Source organism: Priestia megaterium (assembly GCF_009497655.1).
GTDB lineage: Bacteria > Bacillota > Bacilli > Bacillales > Bacillaceae_H > Priestia > Priestia zanthoxyli.
In genome coordinates, this window is record NZ_CP023317.1 from 3,086,412 (window position 1) to 3,112,990 (window position 26,579).

Below are 26,579 nucleotides of genomic sequence, written 5' to 3' on the forward strand. Positions count from 1 at the left end.
CAGCTTTTTTTAATGAATAGATTTCATTAGTAAATCAAACCATATTTTCAACGAAGTCGCCGTAATAACGACTGCTAAGATCACTTGCAGCGACGCTACCTTCGTCTTTTGCCCGACAAAAGCGCCAATCGGAGCTGCTAGTAAGCTTGCTCCAATAATCATAAGCGCCGGAAGCAAAAGGACTTGATGCGTCATTACTTTACCGAATGTTGTTCCCATAGACGAAATAAACGTCACGGCTAATGAGCTTGCAATCGTTACGCGCACAGGAATTTTTAACACGGTAATCATAATAGGAACAAGTAAAAATGCGCCTCCTGCTCCGACAATTCCCCCGCAAATCCCAACTAAAAACGCCAGGGCTGCTGCCAAAGGTTTTGAAAACGTCACTTCGAATGAATCGGCCGCTGGATTATTTTTTTTGGGCATAAACATTAATCCTGCAGCAATTGTTGCCATCACGCCGTAAATGAAATTGATCATTCCTTCTGAAAACGAGTTTGATAGCGTTGAACCAATGAGACTACCAACTAAGACACTGACGCCCATATATAAAATTAACGGTTTATTCAAATAGCCGCCCTTTTTATAAGCAAGAGCTCCTGAAACGGAGGCAAACAGCGACTGCACGGCTCCTATACCAGCTACTTCGTGCGCGCTGAATATTCCCACTCCTACAAGAGGCGGAACAAATAGCAACAGCGGGTACAAAACAACTGACCCTCCAATTCCAAGCATACCTGCTAAAAATGACCCGAAAAACCCGAGTGCAAATACCGTTATTAATAGTTGTACATCCATGTTTTTACCACCTGCTTTTATCAATCCAATATCATGTTTGTTAGAAAGTATGTATACATACAACGCCTTATCTCTTCTTCCATTGTATCACTGTATATGCTTCTTTTCTGTAAAAATATTGATAAAAGTGCTTTCAATTATTAATTTTTTTAATCATTAAAATCCTATCGACTTTATGCGTTATTTACGTTTAGCTCAAACTTCCTCGTTCTCCGCTCTGCTACTTGTGGTAGAATAAAGAAAAACTAGATGTTAGAACTGCCTACATGCTACGCTTATCTCAGCAGGCCCATCATCACAGGAGGCTTTCGTATGTTTGAATACAAAATTGATGACGAAGTTAGTTTGCATTTAATTGAATCAACTGACGCTTTCCCCTTGCTTTCTCTTATTAACGAGTCAAGACCTTACCTAAAAGAATGGCTCCCATGGGTAGATAGCATGCAAAGTATTGCTGACTATGATGAACTCATCCCTGAATGGAGAGCTCAATACTATAATAACCAAGGGTTCCAGGCGATCATTCGGTACTACGGAGAAATCGCCGGAATGATTGGTTTCCACGGAATTAATTGGGGAAATAAAAGTACAAGTCTCGGCTATTGGATTGGACATGATTTCCAAGGAAAAGGCATTATGACAAGAGCCGTACACGGATGCCTGAATTATGCATTTAATACGTTAAACCTTCATCGAGTCGAAATACGCTGCGGCGTTAATAATGAAAAAAGCAAAGCCATCCCTACGCGTCTAGGTTTTACGGAAGAAGGCATTTGCAGAGAAGGTGAATATCTATATGATCACTACCACGATCTTGTAATTTATGGCATGTTAAAACACGAGTGGAAGCAAGCTCCTTATGCTCCGTGGCTTCTTTCTTAAAAAGTAGAATCATTTGGACAAGCTATCGTTTAAATAGGGTATAGTAAAAAGATTAAAAGAAGCTGGGACAACAATATGTGAGTTGAAGAGAAATCCGAACGAGGTTGATTCTTGATGAAGAATCAACCTCGTTCGGATTTTTTATTGTGATGCTGAACACAGGTTTCATTCAATGCAGGTGATACCAGCTGTTGATTGGAGGGCAAGACGAAGACTCCTGCGGAAAAAGCGGAATAGATGAGACCCCGCAGGAGAGAAGCGACGAGGAGGCTCATCGGCCGCCCGCGGAAAGCGAAGTCTTGTACGGAAATCAACAGCGGTGTAACAAGCGGTTCAGCTCATGTATCCAATTTGTTCGCCTTTTGATTGGAGCGATTTCGTTATGTTTCAACCTATTTTTTAATTAAAATATTGAAGCTGTTCGCGGCGAAGCTTATCTTTTTGTTTGTCCGAAATTGAGTAGTCGTAGTTATAAATAGCTCCTTCCCAATCTCCATACATTGGATTTGGAAACACAATTAGCTTTTGACCAAATGCTTCTTTTTGTTCTTCTACAAGCTTATTTCGATCGTTCATCGACTTTTTATCAAAGCCGCTAAAATCAGATAAGTTATCACCAAACAGCAGGACTACATTATGATTCGTCGCTACTTTTTGACGGCGCGTTTCTTTTCCTTCGTCTTTTGGACCCGTCAACAGCACATGGTCTTTGGTTGCTTGAGGAATATGTAAATTCTTTAGGTTTTTAATTGTTGCCTCAAGCTGAGAAGTTGTACGGCCTGAAATGTAGTAAATATCTACACCTTTTTGATCTGCATACGTCAAGAAATCGACAGCACCTGGCACTGCTTTCGCTTTTGCTGCTTGCACCCATTCATCCCACTTATAAGGGAATCCTTTACCCGTTTTGATGGCTGAAGCTTGAAATGGGCTATTATCAAGCACGGTCTCATCTAAATCCAAAATAATGGCAGGCTTTTTATCGGTACTTTTTGCAAGCGCCTCATCTAAACGAAGCTTCCCTGTATTATAGCCTTGGTAATACAAAGCTTTCATTTCGCCGGATGTCTGGTACCAAGCGTCCGCCATAATTTGCTGATCAGCTAGATTTTGAACGGGTTCTTTTTTCTCAGCAGAAACCTCTTTTTCCTGCTGAGGGGCACATGCTGTAAGCGAAAAAGCAAGTACAGCCACACCTGTCAGCGCTGATAATTTCTTATTCATTTTGCATCCACTTCCATCTCTACATATTTTCATGTTAATAATGTTATATATTACCTCAATCAAACAAAAAATCAACACAAATACGAATAATATTTTAATTAATAATTAAAATAGTTCGTTTTAACTGATATTCCTTCCCTTTTTTTGACCATTATCCAAATATTTGTTTATACATTTTCCAAAATCCGTTTTTCTCATTCTTTCTTTTTAATCTTTTTTTAGAAACATATCGGCTTATCACTCATTTGCTCCAGAAGAACTCAATAAATCTGAATTATCTAACTTTTTATCTTGTGTTAGATTCTCTCACAAAAGTGCTTTTTTTTGAAAAGATATATAGTAAAATAGATTTTGTGAATTAAAAGACGGTGTTTTCTATCGAAAGTATTGTATAAATATACAAAAGGGGATGGAGATATGAATCACGTAAAACAATGGGGATGGATTACCTTTGGCTGCTTATGCGTTGCCATCGGAATTCAATTTTTAACCGCTTCTAACCTCGTTATTGGCGGAACGGCAGGACTTGGCATTGTGCTGCAGCATTTAACCGGTATTTCATTTGGGGTATTGTTCTTTATCATCAATCTACCGTTTTATTTTATGGCTCTTACACAAATTGGACTGCAGTTTACGATAAAAAGCTTCATCAGCGTTAGCTTGATGTCAGTGATGTCCGATTTATTAGCTGCCAACTTTTCATTTGCACTTCCGCATCCGCTTGTAGCCGCGGTTATGGGCGGCATTATCGTCGGCATTGGACTAATCTTTTTGTTTCGTCACGGCTCTTCTCTTGGCGGAATCAACATGCTATGCGTGTTTCTTGATAAACGATTTGGCATTAATCCAGGTAAAACAATGCTTTTGACAGATGTGTTGATTGTAGGCTCTGCAACAGTGGTATTCGGCGTAGTTCAAGTTCTTTATTCGTTAATTGGTATTTTTATCATGACAGGACTGCTTGGACGCTATCACAAACGCTCGCCAATCGAACGAACTGGTGAACATATTGAAGAAGAAGCCAAGCAACAAACGGCTTCAACTATGTAAAAAAACCGTGCGGAAATGATCCCGCACGGTTTTTTTACGCTTATTCTGCTACTTTTACAAGCTGTTTTCCTAAGTTTGCTCCTTCGAATAACCCAAGGAACGCTTCAGGTACATTTTCAAAACCTTCTACAACGTTTTCGCTGTACTTGATTTTCCCTTGCTGCACCCATTCGCCTAACTGCTTAATGCCTTCAGGGAATTTGTCAGCATAGTCGGCTACGATAAACCCTTTCATTAGCGCACTGTTAATTAATAAAGGTGTTTGAACACGTGGTCCAACATCTTGTTTTTCTAAGTTATACAGTGAAATTTGGCCGCAAAGTGGAATGCGCGCAAATTTATTTAATAAGCTAACAACTGCATCTGAAATCTCTCCGCCGACGTTTTCAAAGTAAACGTCAACACCATTAGGACACGCTTCTTCTAACGCTTCTTTCACATTTCCTTTTTTATAATTAATCACTTCATCAAATCCGAGCTCATCTTTTAAATAAGCAATTTTATCTTCAGAACCTGCGATGCCGACAACACGTGCGCCTTTAATTTTAGCGATTTGACCAACAACAGATCCAACAGCACCTGCTGCACCGGAAACGACTACTGTTTCGCCTTCTTTTGGCTGACCGATTTCAAGCAGTCCAAAATAAGCTGTGAGACCAGGCATACCAAGAACGCCGATAGCCGTTGTAATTGGCGCTAGCTCTGGATCAACTTTCTGTAAGTTTTTTGCTTCTGCGGCTGAATAGCGTTTCCAAGGAAGCATACCTGTCACGATATCGCCTTCTTTAAAGCGATCTGATTTTGATTCCGTTACGCGTGCTACAATGCCGCCTGCAAGCGGTGCGTTTAGCTCAAATGGAGGAACATATGATTTTGTATCGTTCATGCGTCCTCTCATATACGGATCAACAGAAAGGTAAAGTGTTTGAACAAGTACCTCGCCTTCTTTCGCTGTAGGCATTTCAATTTTTTCGTATTTAAACGTATCTTTTGTTGGCATTCCCTTTGGGCGTTCTACTAATAAAATTTGTTCATTCATCGATATCGCTCCTTTTTATTTCTCTGTTTTTTGTAAAATGTGCTAAACTTACCTTTGTTATTTTAAATTATATATTGTGCACAACGCAAAAAATATGATTGTGCAATAACACCGAAGGAGAAAAAGACATGGAGCTAATTCGCTGTAAAGAAAATGTTGTTAAAAAACTAAACGAGTTTGTTCAAGTAACTCCCCCCGTTATTTTGTTTAAAAAAGGCAATATGTATCCGATTAAAATGGATATCAACTATAACTGGATTGCCACGGATGAACAAGGTCATGAGCATATTGTCGCTTCAAACACAAAGAATGTGCAGGACGACTACTGGTTTAGCTACCATTTTGACTTATATTAAGGAGTTTCCCGGATTTACTCTTCGTAAACGTTATATAAATAAAGTGTTGCATCAGTAAAAAAACAGCGCCAGAATTCTGGCGCTGTTTTTATGTAGTAATCGCAATTGCACGGGTAGTCGTTTGAACGGTCACCCCAGTTGAAGACCGGACAAAAAATTCCATTCTGACTGAGTACGTGTATGTACCAATTGATGCTACTGTATCTACCCATGTAAAAGAAAGAGCATTTTGCTGAGTAAATGATAGTGTTAGAACGGCTGCAGCTCCTTGCTGTAAATTCTGTGAAAACAAAAGCTGAGAATTTCTATATACTCTAAGTGTTACCCCGTATTGATAGCTAGTTAATCCAAGAGGAATGTTTGCTTCAATTGTAGCAAACCCATCTATTTTCATCTTCTGATTGTTTTTTTTCGTCTCAGCATTTACTGTTAAAATGCTCGTTTCAGAACCGTAAGTCAACGACTGCACGTTTTGAGACTGCGATGAAAATATATTCAGCTGGCTTTGAATTACGTCTCCCATTACTTTCCCTCCTCTTAGTTATATGAAATATATGGTAATAAAGTATATACTTACCTTTTGATTTACATGACTAAGAGTTCAAAGACCTCCGTCAACCAGCTTGCTAAAACTATTTCTTAATTCACAAAAGCTGGCTACTGTAATGTTCCATTTTCTGCATCGATATCTACTTAAGATTATGTTACAATCACGGTAAAGTAATTTATGATTGATAGAATAAAAGCTAGAGCTTGAAAAATTCGAGGTGGATTATGCAAGGTAAAGTTGTATATAAAGAAGGATTTTCAGTGATAGGCATAGCAAAAAACGGAGAGTATCAAAAAGAGAATCTTTTGAAGCAAATACTTAAAGAAAAAGAAATGATTAGCTCTTCAAAAGAACCTTATATGGTTACAGGCATTTGCATGGCTCCGAAAAAAGAAAATTATTTTTATATTGCAGGGACAGAAGTGGCTGATACGGCTTGTATTCCAAACGGTATGAGCGTTCATACGTTTCCTTCGTTTACATACCTGCAGTTTAAACACAGAGGTCCCATTACATCGCTTGGGTCGACGTATAACAGCATCTGGAATGAATGGCTGCCGAACTCTTCTTACAGCATGATTGAAGGTCCTGCTCTTGAAATTGTAAATACAGCTATACACGGCAATTTATATAGTGATACATATGAAATGGATATTTATATTCCCATAAAGCTTGGACATTAAAAAAGGTGAACTTACGTTCACCTTTTTCCTATTTTTGCAGCTGTTTATATAAATGATAAAGAGTAAAAACGCACTCTGGATGCCGCTCTTTATGGTTAAAAAAGCCATGGGGAAACATGAGTGAAAGATTCCCTTTTTCAATTCCGGTTACATACTTGTTTTCCATAAGCGGATATTCTTTCACAACCCAGCGCGCTTCATCAATCGTAGACGTAACCACTTCACCAAAGTATACGCCCATACACTCTTCGAATTCTTCTTTTGTCATCGAAAAATAGTCAAAACAATTGCTGTCTTCTAGATCATAGTAAAGAAGCTCTAATATTTTCAAACTTTCATCTGTAAAATCAACGGTGAATTCAGCTACCGCTTTGCTTATTTCATGAATATGATTCATGCACTGTTCGCGCACTTGATGATAGTAATAGCTAGCTTCAAACTGATGTTCACACGTCACTAGCGATTCTCCGTATGATGTTGTTAGATCATGATGCTTGCTCATGCTGACACCTCCACGCTAAGCTTATGGAGCAAGTATAACATTAACCAAGCTACTATTGAGCATCTTCCATTAACAACCTATCCGCGGCAATATTAGGTTCACTTTTTACTCATTATTCTGCCGTACACAAATCCTCCGCTAACAAGAAGAATACCGCTAATTAATACGCTGCTTAAAAAGATTTGCGAGTGCATCAAGTGATTATACATCATCCACACGCTCATTTCGTCATCTCCTTTTGGCCTTTTTTAACTAGTATCCCCGATTTTCTTGCCGCACATGCCGGCATTTTCATCATTTTTTCATCAAGCCTCTATATAGTTAAAGCCGTGAAGCCAATTATCTTTTTTCATCGTTTTACTCTTTAAAAAGCCTGCTTATGACTCTAAAGCAGGCTTTTTTTATAGAGTGAAATAAGTAATTAAGCCGTCTATCCCCACTAATTGTGCATAGTAAGGTATAATTAAAGATAGTTTCACTTTTCTAAAGTGAGAAATACATAGGAGACATCAAAGGAGACATGCAAATGACAGAACTCGAAAAAGCGAAAATTCAGCACCGAAAGCTGTCCAAGGGACAGGTATTTGGTAGGGCTATCGCCATTGCGATCGGTGCCCTGCTCATGGCCACAGGACTTGAAATCTTCCTTGTTCCAAACCACGTTGTCGACGGAGGAATTACCGGTATTTCCATCATGCTTTCGCATATTACCGGCGTAAATCTAGGAATCTTTCTTTTTGTACTAAATCTTCCGTTTGTATTTATCGGGTACAAGCAAATGGGAAAAACATTTGCCCTTTCCACTATTTTTGGCATACTGGTTGTATCCATCTTAACTTCTATGTTTCATGATGTCCCCGCGTTTACCGCAGACGTTCTCCTTGCTACCGTTTTTGGAGGGATTATTCTCGGAATTGGAATTGGACTCGTAATTCGCTACGGCGGAGCGCTTGACGGTACGGAGATACTTGCTATTTTAATCAGTAAAAAAATTCCGTTTTCTGTAGGAGAAATTGTAATGTTTTTCAACTTCTTCATTTTAGGAGCAGCGGGATTTGTGTTCACCTGGGACCGCGCCATGTATTCTATCCTTGCGTACATCATTGCGGCTAAAGCCATTGATACAGTTGTAGAAGGATTGGAAGAATCAAAATCAGCTTGGATTATTAGTGATCATTCTGATGACATCGGCGATGCGATTAATGCGCGTCTAGGTAGAGGCGTTACCTATTTGCACGGTGAAGGTGCTTATACGGGCGATGATAAAAAAGTGATTTTCTGCATCATTACGCGCCTTGAAGAATCAAAGCTAAAAACCATTGTTGAAGATTTTGACCCTACTGCCTTTTTAGCCGTTGCAGATATTACCGAAGTCCGCGGCGGACGCTTTAAAAAACGAAACATTCACTAAAAAAAACGCGCAGAAAGCATGATGCTTTCTGCGCGTTTTTATGTAAAAGAGACTTTTTGAACCCGCTTAAACCATTCATAACAAAGAAGTACAATTAAACATAAGTCGATTAAATCGCCTCCGTAATACATCAGCATAGCCCCTTGCTGCGCCTCTTCTGCCGAGACGTGCATAGGCGGGTGAGCGTACACATATTTTGATAAAATACCGTGGGCGGCAAGAGCAAGAACCAATACGAACGCTCGGTACGTAAAAGTTTTTTGATGCGGCGAAGGATCAATTGAAATCATCGATACGGTGAATAAATAGCCGGCTAAAAATACGTGAATATGTACAGCGACATGCACGAAAAAAGAGTGATGCATCATGCCATACAGACTTGTTGTATAAAGAATCCAAAGTCCTCCTACGTTAAGAACAGAAGCTGTCACCGGACTGCTGATGAACCGAACAAACCGTCCTTTTAAAAGTTTTGACACCTTTCTGGCTGCATGAACCGGAAGCGTGCGAAGCAGCAGTGTAAAAGGTGCTCCTAACGCCATTAAAAGCGGAGCTAACATACCTAAAAGCAAATGCCCCGTCATATGCGCGGTAAAGTCCATATGAGCACGAGCTGCGAGCGGTCCTGCTACAGAAGATATGGCGCATAAAATACCAAGTGTCCAGCTGGACGTCCTATATAATGACCATTTTCTATACGTTGCATTTGAAGACGTTACAGCCCACACGTATAAAAAAAAGGCAGCGACAAAAGGCAGGGCTAATAAAAGCTGAGATATTACTTTATATTTAATCATGATGTGCACCTTGTTTACGTGTAAACCATGTTAACATGATGCCAATAAGCAGCATCAAACATGCAAGTACATTCCACGTAATGTCGTAAGGTGCAATCTTCACTCCGTACCGAATTTGGTGAAGGCCCATAAGCTTATGTTGCACGGTCCCGTCATAAAGCTGAAACGCCCCGGCTCCAAGCAATACTCCTCCTATCCACCTTTTCACCCACCAGCCGTGCCGGCGCCTGAGATCTGCCACCATAAAAAGTGATGCGATTGTAGCAAACCAGCTGAAGGCGTGAAACAAACCGTCTGACACTAAACCAGCGGCCGTTGTGGACTTATCATAAAAATGATGCCAATGAAGCAGCTGATGAAACACTGCTTCATCAATAAAAGCAACTAACCCTACGCCAAACAAAAAGCCTGACCAGCTATTTCGAGCGCGGTGAACCACGCGCTGATTTGCAGTTGCTTCGTGCTTCTTTTCCATATATATCCCTCCCTGCCAGTTCTTTAAGTTTATATCGATTCTAATGAACGTATACCCTATTAAAGAGAAATGAATCTATAATATGGAAAAATAGGAGCTATATCCTAATCTCGTTTTCACTATCTTTTCACCATAAAGGTATAGGATAGTATTTGCGAAGCCAATTAGCATATTTTTTCATAGTTTTACTCCCTTTCTAATGACCTGTTTCCCCAAAACAGGTCTTTTTTATATCCTGCTTCTCTTTTCATCGTTTTTTCACCATAAAGGTATAGGATAGTACTTGCGAAGCCAATTAGCATATTTTTTTCATAGTTTTACTCCTTTGTGAAGACCTGCTTCCCCAGAGCAGGTCTTTTTTTGTTTGATGTTTCTTTTCACTGTTTTTTCACTATTGGGCGGTAAGATAGTATATGTAAAGCCAATTAGCATATTTTTTCATAGTTTTACTCCCTTTCTAATGACCTGTTTCCCCAAAGCAGGTCTTTTTTATATCCAGTTTCTTTTTTCATCATTTTTTCACCATAAAGGTATAAGATAGTACTTGCGAAGCCAATTAGCATATTTTTTCATAGTTTTACTCCCTTTCTAGTGACCTGTTTCCCCAAAACAGGTCTTTTTTTATTTTTTCTAAAAGCTTCCATCTTTTCACCGTTTTTTCACTTTTCTTTTGTATACTAAGTTTGTCAAAGCAATTTCATCATTTTTCATAAATGACCCCTATTTATTCCCCGTTTTTTGTGAGCGGGGCTTTTTTTATAAGAAAAGCATATTTTTTAAAAAAGCTTTTCTCTTTTCACCGTTTTTTCACTTTTCTTTTATATACTGTTCTTGTCAAAACAATTTCATCATTTTTCATAGATGTACCCTATTTGCACCCGCTTCTTGTAAGCGGGACTTTTTTTGTTTTCAGATAAAAAAAGCTTAACCCGGAGGTTAAGCTTTTTTCATCTGCTTGCGAAGAACAAGCATCATAATCGTAATAATGGTAAACGCAATAAACGCTAAAAAAGGAATGGTGATAAATCCAAGCCAGTTAATATATTGACCTGAGCAAGGAACACCGCTTGTACACGTTTCAAATGCTTTAAGAGCCGGTATCTTCTGCAGGCAATAATGATAGCCTGAAAGCGCCATACCAATCACCGAAAACGGCAGGACGTATTTGTAGATGAACGTATCATTCCGGTACACGGCTACACCTAGCACAATCGCGAGCGGATACATCAAAATTCGCTGATACCAGCAAAGTTCGCACGGGATAAAGTGAAGAACTTCACTAAACGTCAAGCTTCCAAGCATCGCGATAAGCGCTGTAATCCACCCGAAAACTAAAGACTTGTTCATTATTTGTTCTCCTTAGCCGCATCTTTGACCATTTGATCAAAGTCATCGATTGTTTTTCCTTCGAATTTTTTGCCGCCTACATAAATGGTTGGTGTACCTGTGATGCCTAAGTCATCGGCTGTCTTCATATCTTGATTAAACGCATCTTTTCCTTTTCCGTCTTTAAATGCACTCGCTACTTTTTTCGCATCGGCATCGCTTGACACTTCTTTCAGCGTATCTTCTAAGTAAGATTCCGTTAAGACATCTTTCTTTTCGTCCGCTGCGTTTTGCTTTTTATAAAGAAGTTCATGGAATTTCCAAAATGTATCGTTTCCAAGCTCTTTGTATACCGTTTCGGCGAATTCTGCTGCACGAGAGGAGTCGTTGTTGATAAATGCATAGTTCATAAAGTAGAATTTCACTTTACCTGTATCCACATAATCTTTTTGAATCAGCGGGAAAAAGGATTCCGTGAAGTTTTTGCAAGCCGGGCATTTGTAATCTCCAAACTCTACCACTTCTACCGGAGCTGACTCTTTTCCAAGATACGGCTGATTATCATATGTAAGAGAGGCCTTTTCATCTCCTCCGCCCTTTGACATATTCGAAAGGACGATTAACCCTAAAATACAGACCGCAATAATTCCAATCACCCAAAAAATCCACTTGCTTGAGGATGTTTGCTGATTGGGCGTTACTTTTTTCTTTTTCTTTGCTTTTGACACAATCTCATCTCCTTCTTTTCTTTCTCTCTTACAAACTTACAAAGCTGTTAGAGCTGTAAAAATCAGCGCACACAAAATAAAAAACACGTATAGCGACGTCAGCGTTAAAATAACAGGAGGCTGCATCGGCATTTTCGTTTCCGGATTTAAAATATATTGAATGCGATAATTAACCGACGTATCAGCAAACGATACGTGCGCACACGAGAGACTTGTCTGTCCCGTTTTCACCATTTTTAAAAGCGCGCTGCCGATGTGAGCAGGCGTGCCATTTTTCACAATGGCATCTTGATCAGCCAGCACTTCACGCATAACTTTGAAGCGTTTATGGCTCCATTTAATAAATGGAATATACCATAATGCAGAAGCAAGCGTACTTAGTAAAAACGTTTTGAGCGGGTCTTTGTTTGCAACGTGCGACTGCTCGTGATAAATAACGGCTTCGAGTTCATTTTCATCAAGCACCGACAGCAACCCTGTAGACAGGACGATATGCGGTGTAAACAGCCCCATCGTTAAGGCAATGGGCTGATCTGTTGTTAAGACCGTTAAATCCTTTCCGTACGCTTTTTGCAGGTCAGCCGTTGTTGTTTCATCTCGCAGCTTCGTAATCATTTTACGGACTTTCCGCATTTGAATCACTTGCTTTACAGCTTTAATGAACAGTACAAACATCGTGTGAAAAATAACGGCATTCAGCATGTATTCAATAAAAAACAAGCCGAAAAAGTGGGCTACTTTGTTACAAAGTAAAATTAAGTTAAACGATAAATTCCATCCAAACAGCAAATGCAGCACATACATCCCCATTTGCATAAGCAACGTCACGGCAATAAAAAAGCACAGGTTAAAAATAAGCTTAGAACGCTTTAGTATTCCTTGATTCATTGATTATTCATCCTTTTTTAACTGTTTGACTTTTGATTCGAGCATACTTAACAGTGAATCATCGACTTCTTCTAGCGCATCAAGCATATGAGTAACAGCAAGCGAGCCAAATTCATCGATCAATTCGTGCGTTAACTCTTTCGACTGAGCGTCGATAAATTCCTCTTTAGAAAGAATCGGCTGATACATCGACGTACGTCCTTTTAAACGCTTTTGCAACACGCCTTTTTCCACCAATCGATTCATAACGGTCATAACGGTGTTGAAGTTAACTGTTTTTTCTTTCTCAAGCACGTGCTGCACGTCTTTAATGGACATTTCACTTCCGTTCCATAAAGCCGTCATAATTTTTGCTTCAAGCGGGCCAAAAAAGCGATTAAGGCCGGTTTCGTTAAATTTGAATTTTTCAATTTTCATATTCGACACCTCACACTACTAATTGTAGTGTGAGGTGTCGAATCCGTCAACTTTTCCATGACAACCGCCTTACAATTGTCATAATCACTTTTTTACTTCATCGGTTAAATGCTGAATGGACAGCACAACTGTATCGAGCTTGGCTTCGATTCGGTGAAGTAAATAAAGCGTCACCACAATAGGAAACCCAACGTCTGAAACAAGCGTAAACCACTCTGCCATCTTCCTCTCTCCTTTTAAAAAAGCCCTTCGCACCGAAGTGGAAGGACTTTCATTTTTAAATCGTAAATTCGGTTACATTTCGCTCGACAATTTGGGCGCCTTTTCTGGCAACGAGCGCTCCGCCGCTTGAAGTAAAGACATCGCTTGCGATCAGCGCGTTCATTGCTGCTGTGATGGCTGCTGCGTCTAACGTATCTTTTGGTGATTCAATCGATAGGCTTACTGCTTTTTGTGACTCATTCAAAAACTGCATCGTTAAAGTTTTCATACTCTACCTCTTTTCTTATTTTAAAAGTGAAAACGTGACAACTTCGTTGATTTCAACAAGCGGCAGCGACTGCAGGCTGGCGATGGTTTCGCTTGCTGTAATGAGCGCATCTGCAGAACTTCCGGGCTGAATGTTCATATAGGATTTTGTCTTTAAATCGGGTTTTCCATCCTCTTTTATTCCTTGTTCTAATACTAAGCGAAGCTGGCTTGAATGCTGAATTTTTTCTGCCATCTTTTATTCCCCCTTTCACTTTATATATAGAAATGGAAATAGGAAAGAGGGATGATGGAAACATAAAAATTTTTGGTTTATAATGGGAGATAGTCTGAGTTAGAAAGAGGCTTTGGTAATGAGAAAGTGGAGCTTTTTATTTTTTGTTCTAGCATTCATGCATCCAGCTTCAGCACTTGCTGATGACGGTGCAGATGAAAAAAAGCTTGGTCCGTTTTACTACACGGTTTCTCATGATTATAGTCGAGAAAAATGGGATGTAGGGGTGTTAAATCAGCAAGACAAAACGAACATTCCTGAGACTGATTTGAACGATGAAACGCTAAAACTGTTTCAAAGCACGGTTGATGATTTAGCAGAGCTCGCGATTCGATTTGCTGCTATGAGCGTACTGCTTGTATGTTCACTCGTTGTTTTTACGTACTTTCGCATTCAAAAAAAACGCCCTTTTCTCCGCTTGTTTTTTATTTTTTCAAGCGTTGGCTTTCTATTTTGCGTCTATACATCATTGGAGTTATTTAAAAAAACTGAACAAGCAAAATCTTTATTTTACTTACTATGACTTGAAACCAAAAAAAAAACCAGCCGATTGGCTGGTTTTTTCATGCATTTCTTACGGTTATGTAGTTCTGTTCATACGTCATTTCTTCCGTTTGCTTTTGCTGCTCCAAATGATAATAAGCAGCGCATACTCCTCCTAGACCAGCAAGTGCTAGGACAATTAGAAGTATGGATGTCGCTTTTTTCATTACTTTTTCTCCCCTTATGTTTAACCCTACCTAGCAACGGCAGCTGTAAAAAAGAGTCCCCTTTCTCTTCTTTACTTGCTCATTACTTACGAAAGATATTATCATACTTTTTTTCATTTTTGTCATTTTTTTAGCTATTGTCAAAAAATTGTATATTTTATACTCGGTTTAACGAATGTTTAAGAAAGTCCATGGACTGGTTTTTTGAAAGGCCAAACGCCGTTACGATATAATCAACGTAGGCAAGAAGCTCGACGTTTCCCCCTAGTTTTGTTGTTTTAAATGATTGATTAAACCGATACTGCTTTTTATCTGAAAAGACGAGCCCTTCTTCTTCTAGAAATGTTTGAAACTGCTGATGCGGAAAGTAAAGCACATCATTTCGAACGTTCTCTAAATCAATTACAATAATCATGTCTTCAAGCTCAGTTTTTAATTCCATCATACAATCGATGTATCCGCCGATGCAGCTGATTAAAGATGTAAGAAAAAAGGGTCCGTTTATATATTGAAACTGCTCAAAAATCGTCTCATCAATGTAGCTTGAAATGCTGGATTTCAGCACGTCATGAATTTGTTTTGGTTCTTCCATATACGGAATAGGAATGTGAAACTTAGCTGATCCGTTATAAAACTGCTCCCACGCAATTGTTTTATCATATGCATCAATTACATCTGTGCTTCGAAAAATGATGGATTCCGCTGAATAAGAAGCTTTGACAAACGGTGTATGCAGCATCACCGTACTCTCATCGTCCAAACGATAGTGTTTTGGTTCGCTAGACTTGCTTAAAATATATTGCTTTAACCGTTCTTCTTCCATTTGTTCGATTAAATGCAAATCATATAGTGGCAGCACGTACATATTACACATCCCGTAATGAATATAGCTTTTCCCGTGCATCGGCCACTTTCTGTTATAGATAGACAGTTCTTTTGTGCAAAATTCCTCTATTCGCTGCGTTTGATCCTCCGATTTTTGATAAAGACGATCTAAATGATAGCGATCATCGATTTCCGTAACCGGAGATGTGCCGCTTCCAATTCTTCTGTAAATTTTCCCGTAAGACATGTACGGAGGGTTCGGACCTTCGGGAATCCAAATAACAAAAACACCTTGCCCGGGGTGATCTTCAGGTGATAAAAAGCGCGTAACGATACGAGGAATGGGATTGGTGACATCTTTCAGCATATTATTAATAAACAGCTCATATTCCTTGCGCTCGAGCAGGTTAATGGAATGGTCGTCTTCATCTACGCCAAAAATAAGCCACCCTCCTTTTTCATTGGCAAACGAAGCGATGATATTTGGGATTTTCCGTTTGACCGTTGAGCTTACTTCGCGCTTGAACTCAAGCTGATAGCCTTCTTCTAAATGTTTTTCCATCATGCGCTGCACATCTGAAAACTCAATTTCTCCAATTGTTTTTTTCTTTCCTTCTTCGCTTATAAATGGTGAATAAAACGATTCTTCGTTCACTTGTCTTCCCCCTCCTCACCACTTCTATTTAACTTATCCATATGATGAGAAGTAAAAAGACAGTCATATTTCTTTGATTTTTTTCAAAAAACAAAATTTTTACCAAATTCATCCTGTTTTATATTATGATAGAAAACGAGGTGAATAACATGATTGAAGCAATATTTTTAGACCGAGACGGAACGATTGGAGGCAGTAATGACATTCAATATCCAGGTGATTTTCAGCTGTTCCCCCAAGCAAAGCAAGCGATTAAAGACATAAAAAAACAAAACATTCCGCTGTTTTCCTTTACGAATCAGCCCGATGTTGCAAAAGGAAAGGTAAATAAATCACAGTTTATCTCTGAACTTTTAGCTTTTGGATTTGATGATGTTTACCTTTGTCCTCATGAAGATTCAGACGCCTGTTCGTGCCGCAAACCAAACCCCGGCATGCTGTTAAAAGCAGCGGAGGAGCACAGCTTAAATTTGGCTAACTGCATCGTGATTGGCGACCGGTGGAAAGACCTAGTAGCGGCCAGTGCAGCAGGCGCTCACTGCATTTTAGTGTTAACAGGAGCCGGGCATGACACGTTACATGAACGAGGAAAATGGGCTGATGTACAACCAGCCTTTATTGCAGCCAATATACAGGAAGCTGTTGAATTTATCTTTACATCACTGAGTTCACAGCCGATACTATCGCATTCACATACTCGTTGAACAGTTGCTCATCCTGTAATAATTGTTCATACTGCGGAGTGGTGATTTCAAGCTGCAGTCCTTTATGCCGCTGATTGTCGTTGGCGATATTTCGAGGTGAAACGCCTTTTAAATGTACGGGCGTTTCACTGATTGGAAAACCTGAGAGTGCATGACGCACCGCTTTTTCTAACTTTTCGTCTCTTCCTCCAATATAAGTTGTGCAGACATCGCTATAGGCACCGTGAAGAGAAATGGTGACCTCTGATTTTTTCACAAGATGACGGGCCATTTCTTCATCGTAGTTTGCAGACGTAACGTGCAATTCAAACGGATTTTCTGTTTTCAGCGTTTTAAATACGTACACCGTTGCGTTCAGCTTTTCTGCTATTTTTTCCGCTACTTCTTCTGTCCCAATTTCCATCGTTCCTCCGTGAATCGCAAGCACGACAATTTCTCTCCGGCGAATGACACACTCTATTTCGTAATCAATTCCCGCTCGTTCACACTGAGATAATTCTTGAAAACTTTGATACACATCCCTCATCCGTTTCTTCACACCTTTCTTTTATCTTTAATATACCCAGGCTTTAATTTTCCTTTTTCTTCATATAGTAAAAGTAGTAAAGGGATTAACCCTTTGTTTACGCGTTCATTTTTGTTTTTATACTTTATATTTTAGTGTGCACAAAAATTTTTTTTGAAATTCGAAATAAAAGTATTGCCAAACAAACCGTCCAGACGGTAAAGTATTCTAGGGAAAATCAAAAAGGAGGAAATTCATGTGTCTACATATGATGATATATTGCTTGCGGCCACTCAGGTTGTACAGCGTGACGGCGTTGGAAATTTAACGCTCGAAAAAGTAGCAAAAGAAGCCGGTGTTAGTAAAGGCGGCTTGTTGTACCACTTCTCATCAAAAGATGAATTGATTCAGCAAATGCTGTACTCAGTCACAAAGCAATATGATGACGGGCTACACGTGCAAATTGAACATGATGATGCTCCTGGCAAATGGAGCCGGGCTTATCTCGCTGAGACGCTTCATGACCTTCAGCGTGAACAAGCGATGAGCGCAGGGTTGCTTGCAGGTATTGCAACGAATCCTGAACTTCTGCAGCACCTTCAAACACACTATGAAAAGTGGCAGCAGCATATTGAACAAGACGGCATTGACCCTGTCCTTGCTACCATCGTGCGCTTAGCAGCCGATGGATTATGGTTCAGCCAAATGTTTGGGCTCGCACCCGTGGATCCAGACATGCAAAAACAGATTCAACAACAACTTCGGAAATTAACAGAGGAGGGTTTTCGATGAAAGCCTATTTATTTTTAGCAATTGCAATTAGTTCAGAATTATTTGGTACATCTATGTTAAAAGCATCAAACGGATTTACAAAATTTTGGCCTAGTCTTGGTGTTTTATTAGGATTTGGTCTTGCTTTCTATGCGCTTTCCACATCACTTCAGCACATTCCACTCAGCGTTGCATACGCCATTTGGTCTGGTGTAGGAACTGCTGTGACAGCTGTAATTGGCGTAGTCATTTGGAAAGAAAGCGGCAGTCTTACGATGGTATTTGGCATCGTATTAATCATTGCAGGAGTCATTCTTTTAAATTTAAAATCAGTGGCTCATTAAAAAAAGAGCCAGTAAATACTGACTCTTAAGCAAAGGAGGAAAATCGACTGTCTACTTATGAAAGTAGTATGTATCGTTTTCCTTTTTTTATACTCTTTTATAGATTAAACGGATCTAGGAATTTAACAGATGGGTATTTGTCCTGGAACAAACGCCATACAAAGTCGTTTTCAAACATAAGAACGGAATGCTTATCACGGTCTTCTACTAGCATCACGCGAGAATCTAGCATGCGATCTTCGATTGTTGCTTTGTCTACCCATTTTGCAATGTTGTGAGACATGCGTGTGAATTCAAGATCGACATTGTATTCACCTTTCATGCGGTGTTCAAACACTTGGAACTGAAGTTCACCAACTGCTCCTAAAATATAATCTCCAAAGAACGGCGTACGATAGAGCTGTACGGCTCCTTCTTGTACAAGCTGATTAATCCCTTTTTCAAAGTGCTTGGATTTCATTGCGTTTTTCGCACGAACTTTTACAAACAGTTCAGGCGGGAACTTTGGAAGAGCATCAAATTCGAATACTTTTCCTTCTCCTACAATTGTGTCCCCGATTTGATACGTGCCTGAATCATATAAACCAATGATATCTCCAGGATACGCTGTGTCTACTGTTTCACGGCTTGATGCCAAGAACTGATGAGACTGCGCTAGCTTCATTTTACGGTTTGTTCTTGCTAACGTCACGTTCATTCCACGCTCGAATTTCCCTGAACATACGCGTACGAACGCAATGCGGTCGCGGTGAGCTGGGTTCATGTTCGCTTGAATTTTAAAGATGAAACCTGAGAAGTTTTCATCCGTAGGCTGAACGGTGCCATTCGTTGATTCACGAGGCTGCGGCGGTGATGTTAATTGTAAAAATGAATTAAAGAAAGACTGTACACCAAAGTTTGCAATCGCACTTCCGAAGAAAACAGGTGTTAATAGACCTTGCTTTACTTTTTCAATTGAAAAATCATTACCTGCTTCGTCTAATAGAGATAAATCATCCACTAAGCCTGGTAAATACATTTCATCGACGTGCTTTTTAATTTCATCGTCGATATTTTCACCGTCAAAGTCTGCAAAATATGACTCTTTGTTTCCTTGGTATACTTCAATTTGTTTTGAAAAACGGTCATACGTTCCTTGGAATCGTTTCCCCATGCCAATTGGCCACGTTACAGGGTATGATTCAATACCGAGTACATCTTCAATTTCTTCAAGCAGCTCAAGCGGCTCTTTTCCTTCACGGTCTAATTTATTGATAAATGTTAGGATGGGAATACCGCGCATACGACAAACTTTAAAAAGTTTAAGCGTTTGTGCTTCAATCCCTTTTGTTCCGTCAATAACCATGACCGCACTGTCTACAGCCGTTAAGGTACGATACGTATCCTCACTGAAGTCTTCGTGTCCTGGTGTATCCAAGATGTTAATAAAGTGATCTTTATACTCAAACTGCATAACACTTGATGTAACCGAAATTCCACGTTGTTTTTCGATTTCCATCCAGTCAGATGTAGCAAACTTGCCTGATTTTTTTCCTTTAACCGTTCCGGCTGAACGAATCATTCCACCCAGTAACAGCATTTTTTCTGTTAACGTTGTTTTCCCGGCATCCGGGTGAGAAATAATGGCGAATGTACGACGTGAATCGACCATCGTTTCTTGAAGTTGGTTGCTCATACGTTTTAAAATCCTTTCTGCTCTACAATTCCTATTTTCATCATTTCATTATACGCTTTTTTTATACTGCGTGACTAGTTTTTTTCATATTTGAATACTTCTGCAAAATCAAAGAAATCGTCAACAAGGTGTAAAAAGCGAACAAGAAAAGACCCCTTTTATAAAAGGGGCCTTCTCCCAGTTTAGTTTAACGAACGACCAGAGAAACGTTCTGCTGATCGGCTTAAACTTTATAAAAAAAATTACTTTTGAACGTTAGCAGCTTGTGGTCCACGGTTGCCTTCAACGATTTCAAATGTAACTTCTTGACCTTCTTCTAAAGTTTTGAAACCTTCGCCTTGGATAGCAGAGAAGTGTACGAATACATCGTCTTGTCCTTCTACTTCGATGAAACCGAAACCTTTTTCAGCGTTGAACCATTTTACTTTACCTTGTAACATATCTCTTTTCCTCCTTGTGTGACAATCCACACATTGTGTATTACTCTATTCCTGCTCTTACAATAAGTCAAGACGAACACTTCGAACTATCCTTACCGAACAAAAATAAGCACCTTTATTGTAACAAATCCTCCAAAAAATTTCAAAGGAATTTGCACATTCTTTTTGTTCGCTTCTATCCCTTACCTACAGCCTTTCTACCCCTTTTTAAGCAGCCGAATGTGAACGAATTATCCGCACTTCTTCTTGATTTTTCTTCTTGTATAACGATCCTTTAAATGGATAACGCTATAGAGATAAATACTCTTTCTATTTATGAGAAAGCAGGTGACATCACAAGCGATGGAAGACATTCTTTTGTCCCTTCTTAGAACCTTTGTTTCTTTTATTATCTTAAGCATTACAACTTTCCTGATTGGAAAACAAATTAACACGCATAATAATCATTTTACATTTGCAATGTCCATCATTATTGGATCGTTCATCGCAAATATGGGATTTGATTTAAAATTAAAATTTCTGCCGATGTTCGCTTCTTTTGCTTTTCTTGTGGCCATTCATTTTCTTTTAGCATCAACAGCTCTAAAAAGCAGGCGCTTACGAAAATGGATTACAGGCCGCCCGACGGTTATTATGGAAAAAGGAAAGCTTCTTGAAGCAAATATGAAAAAAGTCAAATATTCCATTGACGACTTGAATCAGCATTTACGAGAACTAGGAACGTTCAACATTGCTGAAGTAGAATTTGCTGTTTTAGAAGTAAGCGGAAAACTGTCGGTATTAAAGAAAACTGCTTATCAAAACATTGCCAAACAGGACGTTTTGTCTAAGCCGTTTAAAGAAATGAATTTACCGGTAGAACTCATCATGGACGGAGAAATTATTCATAAAAATTTAACATCTCAATATACCGAACAATGGATCAACCTTAAGCTTTCAAATCGTCAGCTTCAGTTGAACCAAGTGCTGTATGCAGTTGTGTCAACAAACGGCATGCTCTATGTAGATGAGTATAAAGATCAGCTGTCCGCTCCTACAGACAGAGAATAAGGTTGAGACATAACTAAACGAGTTTGATTCTTCATAAAGAATCAAACTCGTTCGGATAAAATACGTTTGTCCCAGTTTTACTGTGCCATTTCTTCAACTGTTCCTTCTTTTAAGCCATAATAGTTCCGCTCAAATCGCTTTATTTCTTGATCATAGCGGCGTACTTTTGCATCGGCTAGCTGGCGGCTTTGTTTTGTTTCTTCAAGCAGCTCGACCTGCTGATTAATTTGAAAAATAGTCGTCGTCAGCTCGTCTTGATAATCATAAATTTCATTTTGAATATCCACGCATACGGGCAAGCGATTTGCTAAAATAAAGTCCGTCATTTGCATAAGCACTTTTTTACGCTCTACTTCTTTCACTTTGCTTTTGACAGCTCGTTCTGCAGAACGGAACGTCAGCCTTACTTTAGAGAAGAAGTCACCTTTAATCGAAAGCTTGCGCTGCAGTTCTTCTACATCCTGTTTTAATGATTCATGCTCTTCAATCATTTTTTGAAGCACAAGCCCTCCGTTTAACGATGTGAGCTCCATTTCATCAAGCTGATGGCGAATGGCTGTTTTGAGCGTTTCAATTTGTTTCACCGTCTTTTTCTCCGTAGCGCGGAGCTGCTTAACATACTGCTCTGTTTTATAAATAAAGTTGTCTAACCGTTCACGATCAAACAGTGACTGCTCTTTCTTTTTTACATAATCTTGATACGTTGTGTGTACAGATGACCACTTGATCAATAGAGACTGATAATTCAACAGCTCATCCTGATGCTCAAGCTTGTACGTCCACATCAGCTGAACAACTACTAATAACAGCGGTAAAAACGTTCCAGCTTCTTTGCGTTTTGCAATAATTTCATGACTTTCAAAGCTCGCCATTAAAAAAAGCGGCGCATTCATACTAAATAGCAGTGCTGGCGGGTAATTAACGGGAATAAAGATACTCATTACGGTTGCCATAAGGCCTGAAATAGCAGGGTATGCGTGCGGAGGAAGCTGTTTGTATAGCTCGATTGTCCCTTTTTTTTGCAGCAGTTTCACAAGCGCTGCCTGCTGATATTCTCCTAATACATCAATCATTCTTTCCTGATACATGGGAGGAAGCTGCTCAATCCAATTCATCAGCTGCTGCTGAAACACAGCTTGCTGACGATTTGTAGCAATCATGTATTGCGAATCAATTAGATGAAAGAACAGTCGGATTTGATGGCGCATTACGTCTTCTAGCGTATGACAGCGTGCAATTGAAAACAGCTCATTGTATTTAGATACAAGCAAATTTCCAATGTTATCGCTTAACTCGTACAGCTCGCCGTTTGTTGTAGCATGAGAAACGGGAAGTTCAAAAAACTTCGCCATTTCAAGCAAAATATGCAGATGCATGTCTACTTCAGGCTGTTTTTCAAGCAATTTCATTTCTTCTACCAATGATGCTTGAAAATCCGTATGCTCCGTTTGCTGATACTGTGCTGACATTTCCGTATAAATGCGGTGGTCACATAACACATAAGCAGCTCTTAGGATATCGCCTTTAGACGTAAGCAACCCATACAATAACTGTTGTCCGTTCATCTTCACACCGTCCTTCATTAAATTTTCTTACTATAGCTTTCTATCATTTTATACTTTTTCTATAAATTCGATGCAATAGTTCAAATTTCCTGTTATCTTTCTTCTTGCTTTCTTAATACGAAGAGTGCCGTCCAACATGACATCAGTGCAGGCGGGATCATCCAAGTCATATATCGCCACTCACCGGTCACAAGCGCCATAATGAGAAAGATGAGCGGAAAACCTATTAGTACTATGATAACACGTGCTCGGCTTACCGATTTTTTCATCGTGCATCGCCCCTTCTGTTCGTCCCTTATTCTTATAATACCCTTTCGCTTCTCTAGCATTAAACACCTTTATAAACCGTTCGTACATTTCTTTGTTTTCTAGACAGTCTATGACATAAGTTTTAAAAAAGAACAGAGGATACCTCTTACTTTGGTGAATCTCGTAAGTAGCTTTTATGTTTTGACAAGCTAAATCGAGAAAAATGTGTTATGGTAAAAGAAAATTTCGTTTTTACTACCTACATTGAAACGAAAGGGTTGATCGTATGAACATTTTTTTGATTGGCGCAAGCGGCAGGACCGGACAGGAAGTAATCAAGCAAGCGATTAAAAACGGACATTATGTAAAAGCTTTTGTGCGAAATCCATCTAAGCTTAAGGTAACGCATGCGAACGTACACATCATACAAGGCGACGTGCTTGATTATTATGAAGTGTGTCAGGCTATGCGAGGGTGTGATGCAGTCATTTCTTGTCTGGGAACCGAAAATCTAGGGCATTCTACCCTTTTAGTAGAAACGACAAATCTGCTGATTCAATGTATGAACGAAAACGGAATTCAGCGTATCGCCTACACGGCTTCAGCCGGAATCGACGGAGAAATTCCAGGCATGACGGGCTGGCTTGCTCAGCGTATTTTAAAAAATGTGCTTCGCGACCATCACGAAGCCGTGAAGCTCTTGAAGGTAAGCGGACTCGACTGGACCGTTGCTCGGCCAATGGGTCTAACGAGCGGTCCGTTAACCACGTATTATCGTATAGGAGAAGCTAGCATACCAGAAAACGGACGCAACATCAGCCGTTCTGATGTCGCTCATTTTCTCCTTCAAGCCGTAGAAAACAACAGGCACATAAAAAAATCACTAAGTCTTTCGTATTAAGTGTTCTAAAGGAGTGTTGATAGTGAACCTATCAAAAATTTTTCTAAAAATAAGTCTTGTACTTTTAATGGCATGCGTCTTTATTGAAGGTAATTTCCAAGTGGCGCTTGGCATCTTTGCTGCTGTTTGCATGCTTGTCATCATTTTTGCCAAGCCTCTTTCAAAATCGCTGCTTCCTGCTAATAAAAAAACAGGAAAAAAAGACCGCGAAACATTAATGATGGTCATTGGTGTCATCATTTTTATTTCAGGAAGCTTTTTTATTGCGTAGTAGCATTATAAACATCCACATTTTTAATCATATAAAGGGCTGTGCTGTAAGTCGAATATTCGCCTTATGACGCAGCCTTTTTTAGCTTTCATGAGGTCTCTTTCAGCAATAGCTTCTGTACCATTCCATTATTTAAGCAAATTACCTGCCAAACCCTCTTATGCTTTTTTCATCAACTCACATAATATATGTAGAAGATATCGTAAGACAAGCGTCAAAAGAAAGAGGAGGAAGATAAATGAAATGCCCCCATTGCGCTTATTCTAATCCGGAAGGGGTAAAATTCTGCTTAAATTGCGGCCATGAAATCGTGGACCACGATGAAAACTACAGCATATTCTACTTGTTTGCCCATCGTGTTGATAAAATTCCAAGAAATGAACGTTCGGTTGAACCTAAATTTCGAAATATATTCTCTCGAGTCTTCCGACAGCACAGTGAAATGGAAGCTGAACGGCTTTTTATTGTAGGAACAGGGCTTACGACTCCTAAAATAGAAGAAGTTGTAAATACATGGCCAAAGCCTTGGCTTTTTGCAAGGGTCTTTCTTATTGCGCTTGTCGCATACTTAGGACTATATCTAGGCGTAAGCTTGTTCGAAAACATCAACTTTATACCCGGTCTTATTGTAGTCGGTGCTTTTGCAGTGCCATTTACTACGCTCATTTTCTTTTGGGAAATGAACGCTCCGCAGAATATTGCTATTTACAAAATTGTTTATGTCGTTTTTATTGGCGGAATCCTCTCACTTTTATTAGCACTTGTGTTTTATGATATTCTTGGAAATAACACAAACGTGATCGTGATTGGAATATGTGAGGAACTGGCTAAAGTTATCGCTGTTATTTATTTTGTACGCAATCTTAAATATAGATATATCCTTAACGGACTTCTCTTAGGAGCTGCAATAGGAGCTGGTTTTGCTGCTTTTGAAACCGCTGGCTATGCTCTACGGGCACTTCTTTCCGGCAGCTTTCACATGCTTTATTCCACATTACTCTGGCGCAGTATTTTCGCTCCTGGGGGGCATGTGGCTTGGGCTGCCTTGACAGGAGCTGCCATATGCATCGTACAAGAAGATAAGAAATTTCAGTGGAACATGCTGGTAAAACTGAAATTTCTCGGTGTATTTTTGCTTGTCGTTTTTATGCACGCTCTTTGGGACTCACCTATACTAGGTGTTGTCCCAGCAGGACATACGATTTTGACGGTTGTCTTATGGATTTTAGTATTCAGTATGATCCGTATTGGTCTAAAAGAAATCGCGGATAAAAAGTTGGAGTTGACCTACTCTAAAGAAAATCCTACACCCTCTTAGGAGATGTTCAGCTTGCGTTAAGCTGCTCGTTTTAACTTTTTATTACCTTTATGTTTCATTTTGAAAATTGGTGTTACAAATTGTAAAAAACAGCATTCAAATTACCTGTACATGATATGATAACCTCAATAACATGAAAGGGTGACTTGGTGAATGAACCTCACTGAAATTAAGCATATGATAACAAATTTAGTAAATTATAAAGATAGTGACATTACTCATACTCTTGCTAATAGGTTTACACTGAGTTATTCAGAACAATTAAACAGTTTTCAAATCTGCGACATTGAGAACGATATCATTTATCGTTATGAAGAACTGGAAACAGCTGCGTTAGCTTTGTTTAATATGATCCATAATCTTCCTAAGACCATTAATAGACATATTAATTCGTTTGAGCAAGTTTAAAACAGACAAAAAAGTTCATTTATTAACTGACATGAGCTTTTTTGTCTGTGTCTATCTATTTTAGTTATTTATAACCTTTTTCAAAAGCAGAATATCCTTTTGAATGGCCCGTCTAATTTCTTCAACTTTACAACGTTTATATTCTTGTACTAAGCGATAGAGCTCTCTTTTAAATAAAAATTCATCTTGTTGACTACTCATAGCAGCATGCCCCTTATTAGCTTTCTATTACAAGCGATTAAAGAAAGTATTCCCTTTTCTTCTTGTAAAAAACAATTAAATTAACAAATAGATGT

The 26,579-nt window shown here is 39.2% G+C and carries 36 protein-coding genes; 14 read left to right on the forward strand and 22 right to left on the reverse strand.

The genetic code is table 11. From position 1 onward, the window contains the following. Positions 1 to 9: 9 nt before the first annotated feature. Positions 10 to 801 (reverse strand): sulfite exporter TauE/SafE family protein, encoded by a 792-nt coding sequence (locus tag CEQ83_RS15600; protein WP_033580552.1) that lies wholly within the window; start codon positions 799 to 801, stop codon positions 10 to 12. A 312-nt stretch (positions 802 to 1,113) separates the two neighbouring features. Between CEQ83_RS15600 and CEQ83_RS15605 the strand changes: the two genes are divergently transcribed. Beyond that, positions 1,114 to 1,683 carry a GNAT family N-acetyltransferase gene (locus CEQ83_RS15605; RefSeq protein ID WP_013083913.1) on the forward strand — a complete coding sequence of 190 codons (570 nt, stop codon included), beginning with the start codon at positions 1,114 to 1,116 and terminating at the stop codon, positions 1,681 to 1,683. Positions 1,684 to 1,874: 191 nt separating this feature from the next. Beyond that, positions 1,875 to 2,090 (forward strand): hypothetical protein, encoded by a 216-nt coding sequence (locus CEQ83_RS27125; protein WP_165573214.1) that lies wholly within the window; start codon positions 1,875 to 1,877, stop codon positions 2,088 to 2,090. On the opposite strand, the gene CEQ83_RS15610 is transcribed toward CEQ83_RS27125, so the two are convergent. Further along, on the reverse strand, positions 2,083 to 2,907 hold the full coding sequence (locus tag CEQ83_RS15610) for a 5'-nucleotidase, lipoprotein e(P4) family (RefSeq protein ID WP_028414438.1): 825 nt from the start codon (positions 2,905 to 2,907) through the stop codon (positions 2,083 to 2,085). The two genes, CEQ83_RS27125 and CEQ83_RS15610, sit on opposite strands and share 8 nt — an antisense overlap. A gap of 417 nt (positions 2,908 to 3,324) precedes the next feature. Here CEQ83_RS15610 and CEQ83_RS15615 point away from each other — a divergent pair, with 417 nt between their 5' ends. Further along, positions 3,325 to 3,957 (forward strand): YitT family protein, encoded by a 633-nt coding sequence (locus CEQ83_RS15615; RefSeq protein WP_028414439.1) that lies wholly within the window; start codon positions 3,325 to 3,327, stop codon positions 3,955 to 3,957. Positions 3,958 to 3,997: 40 nt separating this feature from the next. On the opposite strand, the gene CEQ83_RS15620 is transcribed toward CEQ83_RS15615, so the two are convergent. Further along, complete coding sequence (locus CEQ83_RS15620) at positions 3,998 to 4,996, reverse strand: NADP-dependent oxidoreductase (protein ID WP_099000365.1); 999 nt, start codon at positions 4,994 to 4,996, stop codon at positions 3,998 to 4,000. 128 nt (positions 4,997 to 5,124) lie between these two features. Here CEQ83_RS15620 and CEQ83_RS15625 point away from each other — a divergent pair, with 128 nt between their 5' ends. Next, entirely contained in the window at positions 5,125 to 5,352 is a 228-nt protein-coding gene (locus CEQ83_RS15625) for a hypothetical protein (RefSeq protein ID WP_028414440.1), read from the forward strand. A gap of 88 nt (positions 5,353 to 5,440) precedes the next feature. Here CEQ83_RS15625 and CEQ83_RS15630 read toward each other — a convergent pair whose 3' ends face one another. Continuing rightward, complete coding sequence (locus CEQ83_RS15630; RefSeq protein WP_099000366.1) at positions 5,441 to 5,875, reverse strand: hypothetical protein; 435 nt, start codon at positions 5,873 to 5,875, stop codon at positions 5,441 to 5,443. Positions 5,876 to 6,126: 251 nt separating this feature from the next. Between CEQ83_RS15630 and CEQ83_RS15635 the strand changes: the two genes are divergently transcribed. Further along, a complete protein-coding gene (locus CEQ83_RS15635) occupies positions 6,127 to 6,585 on the forward strand; it encodes a GyrI-like domain-containing protein (protein ID WP_028414442.1) in 459 nt (152 codons plus the stop codon). Positions 6,586 to 6,613: 28 nt separating this feature from the next. Here CEQ83_RS15635 and CEQ83_RS15640 read toward each other — a convergent pair whose 3' ends face one another. Both CEQ83_RS15640 and CEQ83_RS27630 read right to left on the reverse strand, forming a co-directional pair. After that, complete coding sequence (locus tag CEQ83_RS15640; RefSeq protein WP_028414443.1) at positions 6,614 to 7,087, reverse strand: hypothetical protein; 474 nt, start codon at positions 7,085 to 7,087, stop codon at positions 6,614 to 6,616. Between the two features lie 98 nt (positions 7,088 to 7,185). Continuing rightward, positions 7,186 to 7,311, reverse strand: a complete 126-nt coding sequence (locus CEQ83_RS27630) for a hypothetical protein (RefSeq protein ID WP_016764808.1) — start codon at positions 7,309 to 7,311, stop codon at positions 7,186 to 7,188. 302 nt (positions 7,312 to 7,613) lie between these two features. Between CEQ83_RS27630 and CEQ83_RS15645 the strand changes: the two genes are divergently transcribed. Next, positions 7,614 to 8,498: a YitT family protein gene (locus CEQ83_RS15645; RefSeq protein ID WP_016764809.1), complete on the forward strand. Its 885-nt coding sequence runs from the start codon at positions 7,614 to 7,616 to the stop codon at positions 8,496 to 8,498. Between the two features lie 38 nt (positions 8,499 to 8,536). Here CEQ83_RS15645 and CEQ83_RS15650 read toward each other — a convergent pair whose 3' ends face one another. The 9 genes from CEQ83_RS15650 to CEQ83_RS15690 form a co-directional block, all read right to left on the reverse strand. Then, positions 8,537 to 9,295, reverse strand: a complete 759-nt coding sequence (locus CEQ83_RS15650; RefSeq protein ID WP_028414444.1) for a cytochrome c oxidase assembly protein — start codon at positions 9,293 to 9,295, stop codon at positions 8,537 to 8,539. After that, positions 9,288 to 9,770, reverse strand: coding sequence for a DUF2243 domain-containing protein (locus CEQ83_RS15655; RefSeq protein ID WP_099000367.1), 483 nt, complete (start codon positions 9,768 to 9,770; stop codon positions 9,288 to 9,290). Before CEQ83_RS15655 ends, CEQ83_RS15650 begins: the two co-directional genes overlap by 8 nt. A 936-nt stretch (positions 9,771 to 10,706) precedes the next feature. Beyond that, the gene (locus CEQ83_RS15660; protein ID WP_028414446.1) at positions 10,707 to 11,117 is read right to left on the reverse strand and encodes a disulfide oxidoreductase; all 411 of its coding nucleotides are present in this window, start codon (positions 11,115 to 11,117) and stop codon (positions 10,707 to 10,709) included. Next, positions 11,117 to 11,824, reverse strand: a complete 708-nt coding sequence (locus CEQ83_RS15665) for a DsbA family protein (protein WP_099000368.1) — start codon at positions 11,822 to 11,824, stop codon at positions 11,117 to 11,119. Before CEQ83_RS15665 ends, CEQ83_RS15660 begins: the two co-directional genes overlap by 1 nt. Before the next feature lie 36 nt (positions 11,825 to 11,860). After that, positions 11,861 to 12,712, reverse strand: a complete 852-nt coding sequence (locus CEQ83_RS15670; RefSeq protein ID WP_028414448.1) for a M56 family metallopeptidase — start codon at positions 12,710 to 12,712, stop codon at positions 11,861 to 11,863. 3 nt (positions 12,713 to 12,715) lie between these two features. Continuing rightward, positions 12,716 to 13,129 (reverse strand): BlaI/MecI/CopY family transcriptional regulator, encoded by a 414-nt coding sequence (locus CEQ83_RS15675; protein WP_028414449.1) that lies wholly within the window; start codon positions 13,127 to 13,129, stop codon positions 12,716 to 12,718. 84 nt (positions 13,130 to 13,213) lie between these two features. Then, entirely contained in the window at positions 13,214 to 13,351 is a 138-nt protein-coding gene (locus CEQ83_RS15680) for a YvrJ family protein (RefSeq protein WP_028414450.1), read from the reverse strand. Positions 13,352 to 13,406: 55 nt separating this feature from the next. Continuing rightward, on the reverse strand, positions 13,407 to 13,619 hold the full coding sequence (locus tag CEQ83_RS15685) for a DUF2922 domain-containing protein (protein WP_013057867.1): 213 nt from the start codon (positions 13,617 to 13,619) through the stop codon (positions 13,407 to 13,409). A gap of 15 nt (positions 13,620 to 13,634) precedes the next feature. Then, positions 13,635 to 13,853 carry a DUF1659 domain-containing protein gene (locus CEQ83_RS15690; protein ID WP_013057868.1) on the reverse strand — a complete coding sequence of 73 codons (219 nt, stop codon included), beginning with the start codon at positions 13,851 to 13,853 and terminating at the stop codon, positions 13,635 to 13,637. A 118-nt stretch (positions 13,854 to 13,971) separates the two neighbouring features. On the opposite strand from CEQ83_RS15690, the gene CEQ83_RS15695 reads away from it, so the two are divergent. After that, positions 13,972 to 14,415, forward strand: a complete 444-nt coding sequence (locus CEQ83_RS15695; protein ID WP_028414451.1) for a hypothetical protein — start codon at positions 13,972 to 13,974, stop codon at positions 14,413 to 14,415. A 40-nt stretch (positions 14,416 to 14,455) separates the two neighbouring features. Here the strand turns inward: CEQ83_RS15695 and CEQ83_RS27130 are convergent, their stop codons facing one another. After that, complete coding sequence (locus tag CEQ83_RS27130) at positions 14,456 to 14,602, reverse strand: hypothetical protein (protein ID WP_165351766.1); 147 nt, start codon at positions 14,600 to 14,602, stop codon at positions 14,456 to 14,458. Positions 14,603 to 14,759: 157 nt separating this feature from the next. Then, entirely contained in the window at positions 14,760 to 16,082 is a 1,323-nt protein-coding gene (locus CEQ83_RS15700) for an AlbA family DNA-binding domain-containing protein (RefSeq protein ID WP_028414452.1), read from the reverse strand. Between the two features lie 149 nt (positions 16,083 to 16,231). On the opposite strand from CEQ83_RS15700, the gene CEQ83_RS15705 reads away from it, so the two are divergent. Then, complete coding sequence (locus CEQ83_RS15705; RefSeq protein WP_028414453.1) at positions 16,232 to 16,786, forward strand: HAD-IIIA family hydrolase; 555 nt, start codon at positions 16,232 to 16,234, stop codon at positions 16,784 to 16,786. On the opposite strand, the gene CEQ83_RS15710 is transcribed toward CEQ83_RS15705, so the two are convergent. Beyond that, the gene (locus CEQ83_RS15710; protein WP_028414454.1) at positions 16,737 to 17,312 is read right to left on the reverse strand and encodes a poly-gamma-glutamate hydrolase family protein; all 576 of its coding nucleotides are present in this window, start codon (positions 17,310 to 17,312) and stop codon (positions 16,737 to 16,739) included. The two genes, CEQ83_RS15705 and CEQ83_RS15710, sit on opposite strands and share 50 nt — an antisense overlap. A gap of 237 nt (positions 17,313 to 17,549) precedes the next feature. Here CEQ83_RS15710 and CEQ83_RS15715 point away from each other — a divergent pair, with 237 nt between their 5' ends. Beyond that, positions 17,550 to 18,083 (forward strand): TetR/AcrR family transcriptional regulator, encoded by a 534-nt coding sequence (locus CEQ83_RS15715; protein WP_034328103.1) that lies wholly within the window; start codon positions 17,550 to 17,552, stop codon positions 18,081 to 18,083. After that, positions 18,080 to 18,406: a DMT family transporter gene (locus tag CEQ83_RS15720; protein ID WP_013057875.1), complete on the forward strand. Its 327-nt coding sequence runs from the start codon at positions 18,080 to 18,082 to the stop codon at positions 18,404 to 18,406. The genes CEQ83_RS15715 and CEQ83_RS15720 overlap by 4 nt, the downstream gene beginning before the upstream one ends. Before the next feature lie 97 nt (positions 18,407 to 18,503). Here CEQ83_RS15720 and CEQ83_RS15725 read toward each other — a convergent pair whose 3' ends face one another. Then, positions 18,504 to 20,081, reverse strand: coding sequence for a peptide chain release factor 3 (locus tag CEQ83_RS15725; RefSeq protein ID WP_014459298.1), 1,578 nt, complete (start codon positions 20,079 to 20,081; stop codon positions 18,504 to 18,506). 242 nt (positions 20,082 to 20,323) lie between these two features. Next, on the reverse strand, positions 20,324 to 20,521 hold the full coding sequence (cspD, locus tag CEQ83_RS15730; protein WP_013057877.1) for a cold-shock protein CspD: 198 nt from the start codon (positions 20,519 to 20,521) through the stop codon (positions 20,324 to 20,326). Positions 20,522 to 20,848: 327 nt separating this feature from the next. On the opposite strand from cspD, the gene CEQ83_RS15735 reads away from it, so the two are divergent. Beyond that, positions 20,849 to 21,571 (forward strand): DUF421 domain-containing protein, encoded by a 723-nt coding sequence (locus tag CEQ83_RS15735; RefSeq protein WP_226313301.1) that lies wholly within the window; start codon positions 20,849 to 20,851, stop codon positions 21,569 to 21,571. Positions 21,572 to 21,648: 77 nt separating this feature from the next. Here CEQ83_RS15735 and CEQ83_RS15740 read toward each other — a convergent pair whose 3' ends face one another. Continuing rightward, the gene (locus tag CEQ83_RS15740) at positions 21,649 to 23,136 is read right to left on the reverse strand and encodes a hypothetical protein (protein WP_033580536.1); all 1,488 of its coding nucleotides are present in this window, start codon (positions 23,134 to 23,136) and stop codon (positions 21,649 to 21,651) included. A gap of 535 nt (positions 23,137 to 23,671) precedes the next feature. Between CEQ83_RS15740 and CEQ83_RS15745 the strand changes: the two genes are divergently transcribed. The 3 genes from CEQ83_RS15745 (at position 23,672) to CEQ83_RS15755 (ending at position 25,875) form a co-directional block, all read left to right on the forward strand. Next, positions 23,672 to 24,286, forward strand: a complete 615-nt coding sequence (locus tag CEQ83_RS15745; protein ID WP_034267848.1) for an NAD(P)-dependent oxidoreductase — start codon at positions 23,672 to 23,674, stop codon at positions 24,284 to 24,286. A 22-nt stretch (positions 24,287 to 24,308) separates the two neighbouring features. After that, positions 24,309 to 24,557, forward strand: a complete 249-nt coding sequence (locus CEQ83_RS15750) for a hypothetical protein (protein WP_033580533.1) — start codon at positions 24,309 to 24,311, stop codon at positions 24,555 to 24,557. Between the two features lie 238 nt (positions 24,558 to 24,795). Beyond that, on the forward strand, positions 24,796 to 25,875 hold the full coding sequence (locus CEQ83_RS15755) for a PrsW family intramembrane metalloprotease (protein WP_099331135.1): 1,080 nt from the start codon (positions 24,796 to 24,798) through the stop codon (positions 25,873 to 25,875). Between the two features lie 468 nt (positions 25,876 to 26,343). On the opposite strand, the gene CEQ83_RS27135 is transcribed toward CEQ83_RS15755, so the two are convergent. After that, on the reverse strand, positions 26,344 to 26,484 hold the full coding sequence (locus CEQ83_RS27135; protein WP_014459290.1) for a hypothetical protein: 141 nt from the start codon (positions 26,482 to 26,484) through the stop codon (positions 26,344 to 26,346). Between the last annotated feature and the right edge of the window lie 95 nt (positions 26,485 to 26,579).